Raw genomic sequence first — 13,859 nt, forward strand, 5'->3', positions numbered from 1 at the left:
AACCACTGGCGAGGCCGATGAGCATGACGTCATGGGCCACTCGGACGCGGTCGCCACGCGTGCAGACCAGGTTCTCGAAGTCGACGTTGATCGTGTAGGTTTCTGGCCTCAGCCTCAGTTGCGCGATGTGAAAACGCCCATGCCTCCAGACCGCGTTCGGGTGGGTGACACCGGGAAACTCGATCCCTTCAAAGCGTGTCGCGTTCCAAGGACCGTAGCCGTCGTCGTAGACGATCCTCTCGTCCTGCTGCCAATCCTTGGTTTCGTTGACGAACCGAACGCGCCAGGCATGCGGCAACTCGCGGAATTCATGCTGGGCCTCGAAGCCCCAGCTGTTGCGCGGAGTGAACATCTGGACAACGGGCGTGTTCTGCTCATCCCAGACGACGGACCACCTGCCATCCTTGAACACTGGGATTGCTCGGCCGGCTGCACAGATATCAGACAACGTGTCATAGACCGATGCGCGCTGGGCCAGCGGCTTGTCGAAGGTCCAGCTATTGCCAAAGCAGTACACAGCCCAGTTCTGCAGCGCGACAAGGTCGATTTTCGCATCGGCCACCGGTCGCTTGTTCGCTGGTCCCTGCAACACGTGGCGGAACAGATCGGCCGGGTTGCGGGACGCGATGTTGGCTATCCAAGTGTTGGTGCCCCCGTTGTATGACGTCACGAGCGACGTCACGATACCGTTGAGGGTGTCGATGGTGCCGTTGAGCTGCGAAGTCGCCTTGATCCGGATTGCGGAGACACAGAGATGGTCAGGAAAGGCGATAGGAGGAGCCGGACGGTACCCGCGCAATGCAGTCCAAACGACCCCTTCAATTGCGGTGTCACCTCCCGGATATTCTCCATTGAGCTTGGCGACGCGAACTTCGTACTGGCCTGTAGCGACTGGCCCACCGAACCCACGTCGAAAGGTCTTTTGCGTCGCCGCAGTCACGACCATCTGAGGGAACGCCGTCCAAGTTGCAGTGCCTACAAGGCGGTATTCGCATCCGATTACGGCCGTCCAATTTTGCTTGCGGCCCTTGTTGTCGATGTAGATGAGACCATTTGGGAATACGATATCGACCTGCAACCAGCTGATGTTTTCCGCGGTCGTTCGATATTGCCAGCCTATTGACCCCTTGAGTTCCACGCTGAGCGGCTCTTCAACCACCTGCTTGGTGTAGAGGGTCAGGGGGGCATCCCACGGGAAGTGACGTGTTTCGATCTGGACGTCGGCAAACGACGACAGCGGGGTCTCACCGATCTTAATATCGGTCACGGAGAGCGGGCCGTACCCCCAGACGAACAGCAGTCGAAGATACTGCTCGTCCCCAACCTGTTCGGTGTAGGGCGGCGCACCATAGAACGGCGCGATGCGATGCCGGCCGAGAATGACCGGGACGGGCTCAAACGGTGCCGCCTGATTGCGGGAGCCAGTTATCGAAAACCCCGGCTCTGGCTTCGACAGTTCCGGCTTGCGCGGGGCAAACAGCGCGTTCATCAGCAGCTTGAAGCCCATGGTCAAGCCGGCCATGAGAATCTTGCCGAAGATGCCGAGGCCGCCGATGAAGGCCGAGAAGCTGGAAAGCGCCGCTCCGATGGCACCGAAGATCGCGACGAGTGGCCCCTCGGGGACCGGACGCATCGAAACCGTTGTGCCCGGCTTCGGGCGGACCCGATGCCAAAGCCGCGGCTCGACGGGATGGCTATCGATCAACACCTGAAAATCGGACGGCGCAGAGCGACAGTCGGGCTCCGACGCGATACGGACGACGATTTCGGCCAGCGTCAGCCCTGCCGGCACATGGCGTTCGACACGGCTGTGCTGCAGCGGATGCAGGGCGGCGACAACGCGAATGTCATCGGAGGCGCCGAGGATTTCGCCCGTCAGCGCCGCCTTTGCGGGGATCATGTTCATTCGAGGCTTTCGTGGCGATAGAAGCCAAGGACCCGACGGCGTAGCCGCAGGGAATGATAGTTTTCGATGAGCGAGCCAGTGCCGCGCTCGATGTGCAGCACCAGGCCGGGCACCGAGATGACGCCGATGTGGTGCGGCCTGCCGCCGATGGACATCAGGAGGGCGTCGCCGCTGCGTTCCTCGCAAGGCAGGAGCTCACGCCACGGCCCTTTGTTGCCGTCGATGAGCCCGGCCAGTGCGTCGGCGTCTGCCTCGGTCTGGTAGTCGTCTCGGAAGCTCGGCAATTCGATGCCAAGGCGTTCGCGGAAGATCAGGGCGCACAAGCCCCAGCAATCGACACCCGAGCGATCTCGCCCGCGCCAGAGCCACGGCAAGCCGATGTATTCGTTGAGGTCCATGGCGTCAGAACAGGCCGGGAAACGCCGAAGGATCGAAGTTGCCTGCGGGATATGGTTCGTCCGTCAGGGCATCGATCGACAACTCGAGCGTCATGATGTTGGCGTTGTAGTTGGCGCTGCGGATATCGAAGGCGGGGAATTCCATCTCGACGTCATCCGGCGACGAGGCCAGTACCAGTTCGATCGACGCCGTGGCCGGAGTTGAAACTGAACGGATAGTCTCGACGAGATCGCGGCTGACGTTTTCAATCATGAAGCGGGCCGTTGGCGCTCTTTGATCGACATCGTCGGGCAGCGCGGTCGAAAATGGGGCAAAAATAAAGGTTTGGCCACGACTGACCGTTCCATACTTCAGCGGTGCTTCTGAGAGGCGCGTCGTCGGATCACTCGACAGACGTGCAATATCTGGGAAACTCGGGTGCGAGATCGTCAGCAACACGACGGGTACCTCTCCGGTCTCCTGCGCGTTCATCGCACGCCGGAGGGTCAGCGATAGCGTGCGGCTCATGGCAGGATTTCCAGATCAAGCGACACGGTCCAGATGTCTGGGCCCCGACTGACATTCGAAGGCAGGTCGTCGGCGAAGCGCACCAGCAATGTTGCTCCGTCATGGCGTGGGTCCGGGAATCTGAACGCAAGCGTTCCCCCCATAAGGACGCCGCTGCCGATCGACGGATCTCCGACAAACGCATCAAGTTCGTCCAATTGCGCGCCGCTCATGTCCATGCGGCCCCTTAGGGGTCTGGGCATTGCTGAGGAGCGCCGACGAACCTTTTTCGGGCCAGCATCCATCCCGGAGCGCAGGCGGCCATCTGCCGAGCCTTGCGCGTAACCCTCTACAAGTAGGTATTGCGGCAGTGTTGCCGGCCAGACATCAACCATTTGCAGCCCCTGACTCGACTAGGTTGACGCGCAATGCTTTGTTCTTTTTTGAAGGCAACCGGAGAGACAGCGCATGACGACTGATATTACAGGTTACCAGCTTGAAGGCTTTTCGAACGGAGGCTCTGCCAATAAGGGGCAGGATGTTTCGATCGTTCTTCGCGTATTCGACGGCACGCAACACCATGACCTCTCCCTGTTCATCGCTCATGACAAGCTCCCCCAGGTGATCGCCGGGCTGGCAACTTTCGGCGGCATGGCGCGAAATACGCGACTGGCTAAGAACCCAATGGAAGAAGCGGATGGGACCTTTGCCGGTGCTCACGCGCTTCCGCTGCGAGACATCGTTCCTGCGAGATCTATCACCGATCCTTCGATCGCGATTTTAACCTTGCAGCTTGAGGCGATTGGCGATCGGACGTTGAATTTCTATCTTGCAGCGGACGCTGAGGGGCTCGGCAAAATACGAACTGCATGCGATCACGCGCTAGGCCAACTTCAACAGGACCCCACTGGCAGTCAAACGCCTTCGTTAAATTAGCATTCTGCATTAGCTCACCGCCTCTTCAGGGCTGACTGCGCGCCGAACTGCTGGCGCATCGTGTTGTTCGAGGCGCTGCCCCGTGTACTGAGTTTGTCAGCCACGACGCGGTCGACAAGAACATCGATCGAGGTCGAGCCGTCCGGCTGTTCCGTGGCTTCAGCACTCACCTGAGCGCCAGCCAGGTTGTTGATGTTGATGTTGACCTTATTGCCGCCGCCAAGGCTCATCGGCGCGGACGAGCCGACGCGCCCGATCGGAAGGAGCCCCCCTGCGCCCCCACCGCCGCCACCAGGCGCAGCAGGGAACTTGCTCAGATTGCTCGCAAATGAAGACAGTCCCTTTGTGGCCTGATCTCCTGCCTGACCGAGGTGGCCGATGCCGCCGACCGCCTTGGTCGAACCGGTGGTCAGCCTATCGAGCGCGCCGACAGCCTTGGACGCGCTGCGATCGATGCCGTCGAAGCCGGTGATCCCTTGCGCCTTTGCCCCGTACCATGCACCCCAGCCGTTGGTTTTTGCGTGATCCAAGCCGAAGGCCGTTGCCTGCTGCCAATTCGCCTGATTGGCAGGGTCTAGGCCCGTTGATCGCTGAAACGAATTGCCGAGGCCGGTTGGATAGCCGGTTCCAGCTCCGCCCTTCAAAAGCTGGAGCGGCCCATAGGACGGCTCCCTGATGCCATTCTTGAGGGCATTGCTCTGCCAGATGCCAGCCCCGAGGCCTTCCGACTTCGCCACCCGAAGGGCGGTGCTCGGATCAATGCCGATGGCAGAAGCATACTGCTGGATGAAGCTGGTGGCATTGGCGACCGAGTATGAGGAGCCACTGCCGATATCCGGTAGCGGCGACCGCGTGACCGCGCCCGGTGCATAGTTGTCGTTCGATGCGCTCTTTTTACCCACAACAGAGCTAACGACATCCCCTAGAATGCCAGCGCCGCTTCCGCCCTTCCCACTGCCAGCACTAGCGCCGAACACGCTGGTTACAATCGAGTTCGTGATCGACGTGAGCGCGTTGTCGAGCACCGTGTCGAGAGCGCGCATCAACGCATTGAGAACCGCATTTCCGAGCGCCTTGCCGAAATCGTCGCCTCGCATAAGGCCGCTCTCGAAATCGTCGAAGAACCCGCGCACACCGTCGCGCAGATCGGAGATACGCTGCATCTCACGCATCTGACCGGCTTCCGGTGAATCCATTCCGAGGCCGGTATCGCGAAGGCGCGAAGCGATTGCCTGTTCGCCACGGCTCAAGAACAACTGCGAGCGCTCGAAATCGAGGTCGCGGTTCAGATTAAGGCGGGCCTGCACATCAACAAGCTTGCCAAGCTCAGCGACCTTTTCCCTGATGCTGGCAATCTCGGCTTCATCGGCAGCAATGCCGTTTCGCGCGGCTTCTTCGCGAACCTGTGAGATCAGGTCGAACTCCATACGGAGCTTGGCCGCCTCGCCTGCGGTCTTGCCAATCAAGGTGATGTCAAGTTGCTGGCCTGCCATCAACTGGTCGAGCGAGCGGGCGCGTTCCTTTTGCGCCTCGTCGATCATGTGTTGGGCGTTCAGAAGTGCCAGCTGCCCTGCGAGTTCTACCCGCTGGTTTGCAACTTCAGACGGCATCCCGCCACCGAGGCTAGCCGTCTCACGGGCGCGAGCCGCAGCAGCTCTTTCCTGCGGAGAACGGGCTCCAATTCCCATGACCGCCGCATCAAACGACTTCTGCCCCGAGCGAAGGGAAAGGCGCACATCATCCAGATAGTCGTTGCGCTCTTTTTCCGCGATGCTGCCGATCAGAGGGCCCCGCTGGCCGCTGATCTCCTGCATCGCGGCTTTCACGCCTTTCAGCTTTGCTTCAAGCTCAGCGGCGTCGAGCGCACTTTTCTGGAGTGATGCAGCAAAGTCCCGAGCGTCATCGGTCGTGTTGGGATCAAGGCGGATGTCGCCAAGTGCCTTCTGGATATCCGCTGCGTTCGCCTTGCCTTCCTTGATCAGCTCAGCCAACTGGGAGAACGCCGCCCTGTCAGCGGGCGATGAGACAGCGCCAAGCAGATTGCTAGCTTCAAGCGTGACGGCCAAATCACCCATCAGTGACTTCAACCTGGCTTTGTCGGCCTTCTCCTTTTCGAGGGTGTCGGCTTTCAACGCGCTGTTCGGAAGTTTTTTTGCCTCTTCCTCGTAAGCTTTGGCCGCCGCTGCCGCTTTCGGGTAGGCGGCGGCAATTTCATCAACCCACTTCTTGTGGCGCTCAAGCGCCTTTTCAGTCTTGTCGGTGCCCGACAGCATCGACGTGGCCCATTCGGTTGCCGCGCTCGCAAGCGCGAAGATCCCGAACTGCAGAATGCTCACCGGCATGATCGCCGCCGTCAGGCCGGCGGCAAGCGTGCGTACCGACATCGCGCCTGCGCTCGCCGCCTTGGTCACCGCTTCGGCCTGAGCGACCTGTGCCTGGGCTACTGGGGCGATTGCAATCGGTTGGCCACGATTCGAGTTCGCGGCGACATGGGCCTGGACCTCGTTGGTCGTTCGCCCCCACGCATCAACGCCCGCGACCGATCGCGCCCTGGCCTTGGCTATATGGGCCGCTTCTGCTTCGTTCTGGCGCCGGATCGCTGCGGTCACCTGATCTGTGGCAACCGCCTCCTGTCGCAGTGCTGCCGTAGCCATGTCGGACGCTCGGGCACCATCCACGGCGGCTTTGGCCACGCTCTGCTTGGCAGTGCCAAGCTTGGTGGATGCCGCGATGTTCGCCTCGGTGATCGCTACGAGCTTCGCCAGCATGACGTTGGCCTGCTCAACACCCGACGCAATCTTAGCCAGGCCCGCGTTCGAGCCGGCAGACGAAGCGGCCAGGCGCTTCTGCGCAGCCTCAGCCTGTTCGGCCGCCGTCGTCATCTTATCGAGGTTGGCTTTCGCGGTGGCCGCTTGGTCAGACCGGATCTCGAAGCCGAGCGTGGCAGTGGTCATACGGATTGCTCCAGCGAAAGGCGTGCGCTAGCTTCCCGCTTAACGGGAGGCTGATTTGGACAGTTGGTTGAAGGGGCTAATCGCGACTGCGTGCGGGGTGGTTATCGCGGGCGGCGGCTACTTTGCCTGGAGCGAGTATCAACGATCGGTCGAAGAAAAACGCGTGCAAGAGTATCGGTCCTGGCGGCAAATCTGTGATTTGATGCTGGACGAGATGAAGGTTGGGAAGTTCACGCAAGATTGGCGAGTTCTTCATACCTCAAAATGTGTCGTCGACGGGTACTTGCGGGAAAGCGATTTCGACACTGCGGCACTTCAAACCTACTTGGAACAAGCGAGACCATCGATCGATTCCGATCGGTCAAAAAAATCCCAATAGCAGGCGACTAACTCACCCTCTTCCGAACATCGCCTGAAACAGCTTCGGGTTCATCTTCGGTAGGGGCGCCTGCTCTTGCAGGGCTTCGGGCTGCTCAATCGGGCTGAGGTACCCGATGGCGCAGAACATATCGACCTTGCCCTCGTAGCCGATGATGATGGCGTTCACGTCGGCCCGAAGCGCCTGTTCCTCAGTCCACCCAAGCCAGCCGAGAGCGCGCTCGGCCAGCCTGTTGTAAAATTCCTCGTGGCTTATTCGCCTTTGCGAGGGTCCTCGTCTTCCTCTCCTCCCGACGTAACCGGGCGTCCGCCATTGGCAAGGATGGTGAGATAGGTGGAGACCGGGCCGATAAGATCGGCGAGACCAGTGTTGAACACCCTATCCGGGATGTCCTTGGCATCCTTGCCCGACACGCCGAGACCGAGCGACACGACAGATGCGATCGTGTCGATATCGAACTGCCCGACGGCACGGACGGCGCCAGAGATGCCGCCGCTCAGCCTGGAAATGGCCTGTGCGGCCTGTAGGGTCGGGCGGAGAGTGACAGTCTCCCCGTCCAGGTCAATTTCGACGTTGCCGATGCCAAGTGCTGCTTTGCTTTTGGTCATTCAGATGCTCCTTAAACCGACGGCTGGCCCGTGGCCGTGTTCGAATTTACCTCAATGGTCGAGTTCAGGCTGCGAACCGTATTCGGACCGCCGCCGGCCTGCTGTGCCGACATGACGAGGCCGATGAAGTAGTCCACGGTTCCGTTTGGGACGGTAGTGGCCGTGTGTGTGCCGGTCTGGGTGCCAGTCGTCGTGATGGCAGTGCTGCCGGGCGTCGCGGAGAGCGTGAACGTGTCAGCGTCGGGCGCCGTCTTGACATAGTAGGTCGTGCCGGCAGTGAGGCCAGTCGGCAGAGTGCCGGTCGTGGTGAATTTTACCGCAGAGCCAACCGTGAGGCCGTGAGCCACCTTCGTGACGACACCCGGAGCCGCGATGCTGATCGTGGCTGCGAAGGAGCGCGCACCTGGTGCATCATCCCATTCGACCTTGAACGGGTAGTTGTTGCGGGTCTTCTCCGCTGCGATCAGCGCAATCTGGCCAGGATCGTTGGAGTTGGTGGCGAATACGTTCTGCATCGAGGGTGAATTGCGGGTGCCCTTCTGCTTGACGTCACGGCCACGGCTGATGACCTGGGTGGTGATCAGGGCGGCGGCGTCGCCCAACGGGCCACACTGCGTCCAATCTTTGATCTCGGTCCACGTCACGCTGGCGAAGTCGGCCACGACGACGTCAACGGTGGGCGCGGCCATGGCGGCCGAGCCAATGAAGATTTTTGCGCCAGCTACGGCAAAGAGATCGGCCATGACGGCCTCCTATGTTGAAATGCCTTGCCGAAGGGCGGAGCGGCGGGATTTGCTAGGTCCAGCATTCCCATTCGATGCTGACCGGGATCTGCACTCGGCTGTCCTCGACTAAGAGGTCGGAAACATCCGGGCGTTTGGTGATGCGTACCCTCACGTCCTCACTGGTTAGGCGCAGGTCACACGGGAAATGCGCCGCCACCGCCCCAGCAACCTCGCGCGGGGCCGTTTCGCCTACGTTCAAAGGCCAGCAGACGGACACCTGCAGGAGGCCGATGAACCGATGAGGATCGCGTGACCCGATGAACACACGCTGCGTGACGTTTGGGATGAACTGGACCCGTAGAAACTTGCCGCCTGCGGGGGGCGAGAAGCTGACATTGGGGTACGCAACGGGCAAGGCCGGTGTTGCAACGAAGCTCGCCATTCTGGCCAGCAACGCATTCATGATTTTGACTTCCGTCGAAACCGCCATGTGCTATTCCTTTGCCGATGGCCGACGAAAACCCGCTTTCAGATAATCGAGCCCATGACCTGCTAACCGAGGCGCGGCGCGCTCTTGGTGATGCACCGGGCGAGACGATCCGCGCCGACACGGCGTTGAAAGCCGCCCGTCAGGCTCTTTCCGGCCTTGCCCTTGCTTTGCTCTACGCGTCAGAAACCGGTTCCGATCAGGTTCCGGGTGTCAAAGACCAAGCCGGCTCTTAAGCTCGGCTTCCTTTGCCGCGACGATCTGAGGCCACTGTTGAGCCGCTGTACGAACGAATGCATCCGCTGGCTGGTTGTTGGCCCCGTACTCGCGGAACCCCGCATATGCCGCGGTATAGCCCAAGTAGATGGGCGGCCCGCCAAGCTCGGCACCGATGATCACGGCTTCGACCGGCTGGGAATTGTACGGGATCGAATTCGGCGCGGCACCAGGGGGAGGAACCGCAGATGGATTGATTGCCGGCATGGACGCAGTTGAAGCCATCAACGACGCCCTCATGAACCCCGTGTCGACACGCATCCGCCCGCCTTCACTGCGGGTGCGCTGCGCAACAGAAACCAGTTCCTGGACGCTCTGTTTGAAAATCGCCTCGCCGCTCCGTTCGACCTTCTCGCACCAGTCTCCGATGGTCGCTGCAAAGCCGGCCATCAAGCGGCCCTAGCCTTGTAACGCTCAACAACAGAGGCGAAGAAATCGACCTTGTATTCGAGGTAGCAGCGGCAACCGATGATCTCGCTCGCTGGGGCCTGTGGGTCGTGCGGGAAGCGAAGCAACGCCCCGCTTGGGCTATGGAACGAACCGTCTAGCATCGCGGACTGCCCGTCGAGCGCTTCATGGGTGTGCCTCACCCGCTTATCGCCGGCCGAGTGCCAAATCTTGGTGACGTCCTGCGCGCTGATCTTTCCCGCCGCGATTTGCTGGCGGATCGCATCTTCGCGGCTCTTCCCGAGGGCCGTCATGGCTTCAGTGCGGGCGAGCATTTCGCCGCGAAGGTCGAGCAGCCGGTCAGAATAGCGGCCGACGATCCTGTTGACCGTCTCCTTGTCCAGTGGCTTTCCGTCCTTGATCGCCTTCAGGATGGTCTTGTCAAAGCGCTTATCGCGGCGTTGGCGGTCAAGGAAGGCCCGCATCTGTTTCGGGTCGCCCGATGTCAATTCCTCACGCGCCGAGGCGACATAGCGCTCCTGCGGTGCCGTGAGACCGATGATGCCCCCTTCCCGTTTGCCTGTGGCGCGATTGACCCGCCCGACGACATCCAGCGCAGTGGCGCGTGGGTTGAGGCCCTTGGACAGGCCTTCCTCGAGCGCGGTCCTTATCCCTTCGCGCTGATCATCAACGATACGCGTGACCAGTGCCGAGGAATGCTGTCGAAGCCATGTCTCCGCTTCCAGGTTCCGCACCCCGAAACGGAACACCACGCGGTTGCCGGCAGGATCAGTCAGGCGAGGCAGGTTCTCGACCGTGGCCGCGCCGCCCGCATTGTAGGCGTCTGCTATTGCGAGCTCGAGCTTTGAGAATGCATCCACGTCGAGGTGCATCGCAGCGATGGCGCCGTTTACGTCTCCCTTTTCGAGGCGTTCGACCACGACCCGGAGCACGATCACGCTGCGGATGTCGTCGACAGCTGACAGGAACGCTGCCCTTAGCCTGGCGTCATACGTGGCGAGCAGGCCCTCGACGATTTCGCGGGTTGAGCGGACGGGCATGCGCTAGGCTTTCCGGTCGCCATCCACGATGGCAACATCGCCACCAACAGCAAAGACGACCGTTGCCTTCACGATATCTCCGGGCCGACTATCAATGTGCAGTGACATTTGATCCGGCAGCACGTTCCCGGCCTCGTCACACAGCGCCAGAACATAGCCGGCCCGCGTCTCGACCTGCTTGATGGTGAGCTTCATCTGGGTCTCCTCGTTAGCGGTGCAGCGGACGCAGGCGCTTAGGCCGTGGTTCGCCAGGAATTCGCCGGATGAAATAGATGCGCTCGGCGCCGAAGCGGCCACAGTGCCAGCCGGGGCCGCCTTGAGCCTGCACGTAGGTCTGATAGCCGAAGCGCCAGGCGATAAAATCGATGATGCTGACGATGAACCAAGGGATCACGGCCCACTCCTTTGCTTTGACGAACGCTTACTTCGCCTTGATCTTGAGTTTCACGCTTTGATCCATGGTGCGACCGCCCGCTGTAACCACGCGGTTGGTCAGCTCATAGGCTTCACCCAACGTCCCACCCGACAGCCAAACGGTTGTTGTCGTGGGTGTGTTGGAGTTGGTGCCTTCGGTCAGCCCGTCAGGAACGACCCACGTCGACGAGCTGATCGTGTCGGATAACAGCCTGTCGCTCCAAACGAGTTGGTAGTCCAGAACCTCATCCGGGTCCTTCGGGTCCCATGACAGCGCCATCTAAACCACCATTGCCGTTCTGTTTTCTGCCGTGACGGCGGCTGTGCGTCGCTCCGCCAAGCACCGGGCCGATCTGCTTTCAGAGGCCACGGCCGCCACGCGGTTCTCCGCCGATACCGAAGCCCGACGCCAGGAAGGCGTGACGACCTCAACGCTGCTGCCCGAAAATGTGTCTGAACCGGTCTCAACAGCCGCCAGCGTGCCAGACACCAGCACCTTGCCGGATATCGCAGCGCTGTCGCTTCCTGCTTCGGTCGCGGCCAGCAAACCAGCAACTAGAACGCGTCCGGCACCGGATGCCGTGTCTGTGCCGGTTTCCGCCGTCGCCAGGGCGCCTTGGACCAAGACGCGGCCCGATGCCGCTAGCGTATCGCTGCCGCTCTCTGCGGCGGCCATCGTGCCGGTTACTGCGGGAGCAGCGAGAGGCCCGGTTTCGAAATCATCGATCCATGGGTCTGTGACGACTGCGCGGGCGACAAGACCGGTACGCGTGCTCGTCAGGCTGGCGTCACCTATCGCGCCGGTCTGGACCGTTACCCCGTTGACCTTGACCGTCCAGTTCGAGCCTTGGCACTCAAAGCGAACCGTGTTCCCAAGGGTTACGACCGCATCTTCCCACAGGTGCGTCAGGGCACCCGCAACGCGGCGGTAGACGATGAGAAACCCGCCGCCGTTGCGGATGCCGACGAAGTTGTTCCGGTCAGCAAGCCGACATGCAATGAACGGGCCGCTCGATGCACTGACGTTCTGGATAGTGAACTGGACGTAGTGGTCCGCCGAGCCCTGATCGGGTGCCTTATAGGCCGAACCGGCGCCGTCGCTCGTCGTGCAGCGGAGTTGGTTGGAGACGATACCCAACGCACCGGCGATAAGCCCGTCGTGCGTCCAGCTTACCGACGCCTCAAGGTTTTCATTCGCCCTATTGAAATTGTCTGTGAAGGCCATGTGTCTGGCCTCCCTTTAGGCGTGGGTGATGGTCGCCGATGAAAGCGTCACATTTTGGCCGGAGGTGATCGACGCGCTATCCAGGACAATGTCCGTGCCAGTGGTGCCCACAGTCAGGCCAGTGATTTTCACCACACCACCAGATGTCTTGATCTGCACCTTGGCTGGTGTGCCGGTTCCCGAGGCCGCTACGGTCGATGCATCGAATACAAGCGTCCAGACAGCGCCGGCTATCGTGCCGCCAGCCGCGTCCAGCCCGAACGTCGCCAGCACAGCGTTTGCTACGGTGAGGATTTCCAGCGTCCCATTGGCAACCTCATCGCGGGTCGCCGTCATGCGGGCTGTCTTCGTGGAGGCGGCGTAAGTGACTGGCATGGATTTCTCCTAAGCTGCACACCACGCCTTCCACGCCACGACAGTTCCTGCGGGCGGGATTGGCGTCAGATTGGTGATGACGCGCTCGGCGCCGTCGATGATCAGCATGTCGGTGATGACCGGCTCGACCTCTGGCACGGCGAACGTCACCATGTCGCCGGTCTGGACGATCAGGACGCCGTTCTCGTAGCGCTGGTGCAGGCGCTTGACCGTGGCGTCGAGCGGATAGGTCGTGGTTGTCTCCACCCCACCTGGCTCCCATGGATTGGGGCCCGGCGCTGTGGTGGGGCGCTTCAGCGAGACGACGCCTTGCTTGAACCGCTTCATCAGCCGGGTTGCCGTGCCCTGCATGCGGCCATAGTCGAAGCCGGTCATTGTCCAACCGACCAGATGCCAAGGCCATAAACCGGCAAGACGAGGTAGGGAGCAAGCATCCCGTCAACCGTCGTAATGAGCGGGGTCTGGGGCGATGGCGCGAATGGATCGTATGGGCCGTTCTGGGCCTTGGCCGCATCCTGGTATTCCACCTCAACCGCACCTTCGACGCGCTCGCGCTTGACGATGCCTGATGCGGCCCCGACGCTGGAAAGGCTGTTCGGGTCAATGGCGGCCTGCAGTGCAGCTTCGAATGAAGCGTGGATCACAGCGACAGGGATAACGTCGGAAGGGACAACAGACCCGCCCACCAAAGCCCCAGCACGTGGCCATGCCCGTTCTTGAGCATACCCGCCCGCCGGCTGGCCTTTGAACCGAGCCCCATAGGTGGCGTCGACGTAAGCACTGCCCCTCTGGCGCAGAACGGCCGGCTCTGGCGCACCTACAGGCAGGGCATGGCCATTCTCGTCCAGCCAAGCCTCAAAGGCGGTATCGTCACCATAGCCGGCCATTGTCGCTTACTCAGGCTTCGTTGCGAGGTCTTCGAGGGCGGCGATGATCTCGGCCTTGCTGTCAGGCGTCTTGTCGCCGAGCAGCTTCTTTGCGGCCGACTTGAAGGCCATGAAGTTGCCGTCGACCAACGCCAGCACTTCGGCGGCGGTCTTGGGGCTGTCGCCGCCTTCCGCCTTCGGGTTGGTGACCGCAGTCTTGCCCTTTCCGGTCGACAAGACGACATAGCGCCCTGCCCAAGCGACCGGCTCTTCATCAAGCGTGAACTCGGTGCCGACCGGGATTTCGCCATCTGCCCCAAAGATGCCTGGGGCGGTAATCTGAATGCGCATCTCGCGCTCCTTTCAAAGGGGAAA

The 13,859-nt window shown here is 61.2% G+C and carries 22 protein-coding genes; 3 read left to right on the forward strand and 19 right to left on the reverse strand.

Annotation, left to right across the window (positions count from 1 at the left end):
- The 4 genes from AC1DLV_RS28280 to AC1DLV_RS28295 form a co-directional block, all read right to left on the reverse strand.
- Window positions 1-1,906: host specificity factor TipJ family phage tail protein (locus AC1DLV_RS28280; protein WP_476836313.1), on the reverse strand; the 1,906-nt coding region annotated here is incomplete at its 3' end.
- The gene (locus tag AC1DLV_RS28285; RefSeq protein ID WP_476803643.1) at window positions 1,903-2,304 is read right to left on the reverse strand and encodes an NlpC/P60 family protein; all 402 of its coding nucleotides are present in this window, start codon (window positions 2,302-2,304) and stop codon (window positions 1,903-1,905) included. The genes AC1DLV_RS28280 and AC1DLV_RS28285, both read right to left, overlap by 4 nt.
- Window positions 2,305-2,308: 4 nt before the next feature.
- Entirely contained in the window at window positions 2,309-2,812 is a 504-nt protein-coding gene (locus AC1DLV_RS28290; protein ID WP_476803642.1) for a DUF1833 family protein, read from the reverse strand.
- Window positions 2,809-3,186 (reverse strand): hypothetical protein, encoded by a 378-nt coding sequence (locus AC1DLV_RS28295; RefSeq protein ID WP_476803641.1) that lies wholly within the window; start codon window positions 3,184-3,186, stop codon window positions 2,809-2,811. The genes AC1DLV_RS28290 and AC1DLV_RS28295 overlap by 4 nt, the downstream gene beginning before the upstream one ends.
- Window positions 3,187-3,259: 73 nt before the next feature.
- Between AC1DLV_RS28295 and AC1DLV_RS28300 the strand changes: the two genes are divergently transcribed.
- Complete coding sequence (locus AC1DLV_RS28300; RefSeq protein ID WP_476803640.1) at window positions 3,260-3,727, forward strand: hypothetical protein; 468 nt, start codon at window positions 3,260-3,262, stop codon at window positions 3,725-3,727.
- A gap of 14 nt (window positions 3,728-3,741) precedes the next feature.
- Here AC1DLV_RS28300 and AC1DLV_RS28305 read toward each other — a convergent pair whose 3' ends face one another.
- On the reverse strand, window positions 3,742-6,681 hold the full coding sequence (locus tag AC1DLV_RS28305) for a coiled-coil domain-containing protein (protein WP_476836314.1): 2,940 nt from the start codon (window positions 6,679-6,681) through the stop codon (window positions 3,742-3,744).
- 55 nt (window positions 6,682-6,736) lie between these two features.
- Between AC1DLV_RS28305 and AC1DLV_RS28310 the strand changes: the two genes are divergently transcribed.
- Window positions 6,737-7,060: a hypothetical protein gene (locus tag AC1DLV_RS28310; RefSeq protein WP_476803355.1), complete on the forward strand. Its 324-nt coding sequence runs from the start codon at window positions 6,737-6,739 to the stop codon at window positions 7,058-7,060.
- Window positions 7,061-7,072: 12 nt separating this feature from the next.
- Here the strand turns inward: AC1DLV_RS28310 and AC1DLV_RS28315 are convergent, their stop codons facing one another.
- The 4 genes from AC1DLV_RS28315 to AC1DLV_RS28330 form a co-directional block, all read right to left on the reverse strand.
- Complete coding sequence (locus AC1DLV_RS28315) at window positions 7,073-7,228, reverse strand: hypothetical protein (RefSeq protein ID WP_476803356.1); 156 nt, start codon at window positions 7,226-7,228, stop codon at window positions 7,073-7,075.
- Between the two features lie 83 nt (window positions 7,229-7,311).
- Entirely contained in the window at window positions 7,312-7,668 is a 357-nt protein-coding gene (locus AC1DLV_RS28320) for a hypothetical protein (protein WP_476803357.1), read from the reverse strand.
- A gap of 11 nt (window positions 7,669-7,679) precedes the next feature.
- A complete protein-coding gene (locus AC1DLV_RS28325; RefSeq protein WP_476803358.1) occupies window positions 7,680-8,411 on the reverse strand; it encodes a hypothetical protein in 732 nt (243 codons plus the stop codon).
- Between the two features lie 52 nt (window positions 8,412-8,463).
- Window positions 8,464-8,883 carry a DUF4128 domain-containing protein gene (locus AC1DLV_RS28330; protein ID WP_476803359.1) on the reverse strand — a complete coding sequence of 140 codons (420 nt, stop codon included), beginning with the start codon at window positions 8,881-8,883 and terminating at the stop codon, window positions 8,464-8,466.
- Between the two features lie 17 nt (window positions 8,884-8,900).
- Between AC1DLV_RS28330 and AC1DLV_RS28335 the strand changes: the two genes are divergently transcribed.
- Window positions 8,901-9,116, forward strand: a complete 216-nt coding sequence (locus AC1DLV_RS28335; RefSeq protein ID WP_476803360.1) for a hypothetical protein — start codon at window positions 8,901-8,903, stop codon at window positions 9,114-9,116.
- On the opposite strand, the gene AC1DLV_RS28340 is transcribed toward AC1DLV_RS28335, so the two are convergent.
- The 10 genes from AC1DLV_RS28340 to AC1DLV_RS28385 are packed head-to-tail and all read right to left on the reverse strand — an operon-like array spanning window position 9,094 to window position 13,835.
- Window positions 9,094-9,546, reverse strand: coding sequence for an HK97 gp10 family phage protein (locus AC1DLV_RS28340; RefSeq protein ID WP_476803361.1), 453 nt, complete (start codon window positions 9,544-9,546; stop codon window positions 9,094-9,096). The two genes, AC1DLV_RS28335 and AC1DLV_RS28340, sit on opposite strands and share 23 nt — an antisense overlap.
- The gene (locus AC1DLV_RS28345; RefSeq protein ID WP_476803362.1) at window positions 9,546-10,604 is read right to left on the reverse strand and encodes a phage minor head protein; all 1,059 of its coding nucleotides are present in this window, start codon (window positions 10,602-10,604) and stop codon (window positions 9,546-9,548) included. Before AC1DLV_RS28345 ends, AC1DLV_RS28340 begins: the two co-directional genes overlap by 1 nt.
- A gap of 3 nt (window positions 10,605-10,607) precedes the next feature.
- Window positions 10,608-10,799: a hypothetical protein gene (locus tag AC1DLV_RS28350; protein WP_476803363.1), complete on the reverse strand. Its 192-nt coding sequence runs from the start codon at window positions 10,797-10,799 to the stop codon at window positions 10,608-10,610.
- Window positions 10,800-10,812: 13 nt separating this feature from the next.
- A complete protein-coding gene (locus AC1DLV_RS28355) occupies window positions 10,813-10,998 on the reverse strand; it encodes a hypothetical protein (RefSeq protein ID WP_476803364.1) in 186 nt (61 codons plus the stop codon).
- A gap of 27 nt (window positions 10,999-11,025) precedes the next feature.
- Window positions 11,026-11,298, reverse strand: a complete 273-nt coding sequence (locus tag AC1DLV_RS28360) for a phage fiber-tail adaptor protein (protein WP_476803365.1) — start codon at window positions 11,296-11,298, stop codon at window positions 11,026-11,028.
- Entirely contained in the window at window positions 11,299-12,243 is a 945-nt protein-coding gene (locus AC1DLV_RS28365; protein ID WP_476803366.1) for a hypothetical protein, read from the reverse strand.
- 15 nt (window positions 12,244-12,258) lie between these two features.
- Window positions 12,259-12,618 carry a hypothetical protein gene (locus AC1DLV_RS28370; protein WP_476803367.1) on the reverse strand — a complete coding sequence of 120 codons (360 nt, stop codon included), beginning with the start codon at window positions 12,616-12,618 and terminating at the stop codon, window positions 12,259-12,261.
- 9 nt (window positions 12,619-12,627) lie between these two features.
- Entirely contained in the window at window positions 12,628-12,993 is a 366-nt protein-coding gene (locus tag AC1DLV_RS28375; protein WP_476803368.1) for a hypothetical protein, read from the reverse strand.
- Window positions 12,990-13,505 (reverse strand): DnaT-like ssDNA-binding protein, encoded by a 516-nt coding sequence (locus tag AC1DLV_RS28380; RefSeq protein ID WP_476803369.1) that lies wholly within the window; start codon window positions 13,503-13,505, stop codon window positions 12,990-12,992. The genes AC1DLV_RS28375 and AC1DLV_RS28380 overlap by 4 nt, the downstream gene beginning before the upstream one ends.
- Window positions 13,506-13,511: 6 nt before the next feature.
- On the reverse strand, window positions 13,512-13,835 hold the full coding sequence (locus tag AC1DLV_RS28385; RefSeq protein WP_476803370.1) for a hypothetical protein: 324 nt from the start codon (window positions 13,833-13,835) through the stop codon (window positions 13,512-13,514).
- Window positions 13,836-13,859: the final 24 nt, after the last annotated feature.

Source organism: Aminobacter sp. 01T433, from assembly GCF_056398585.1.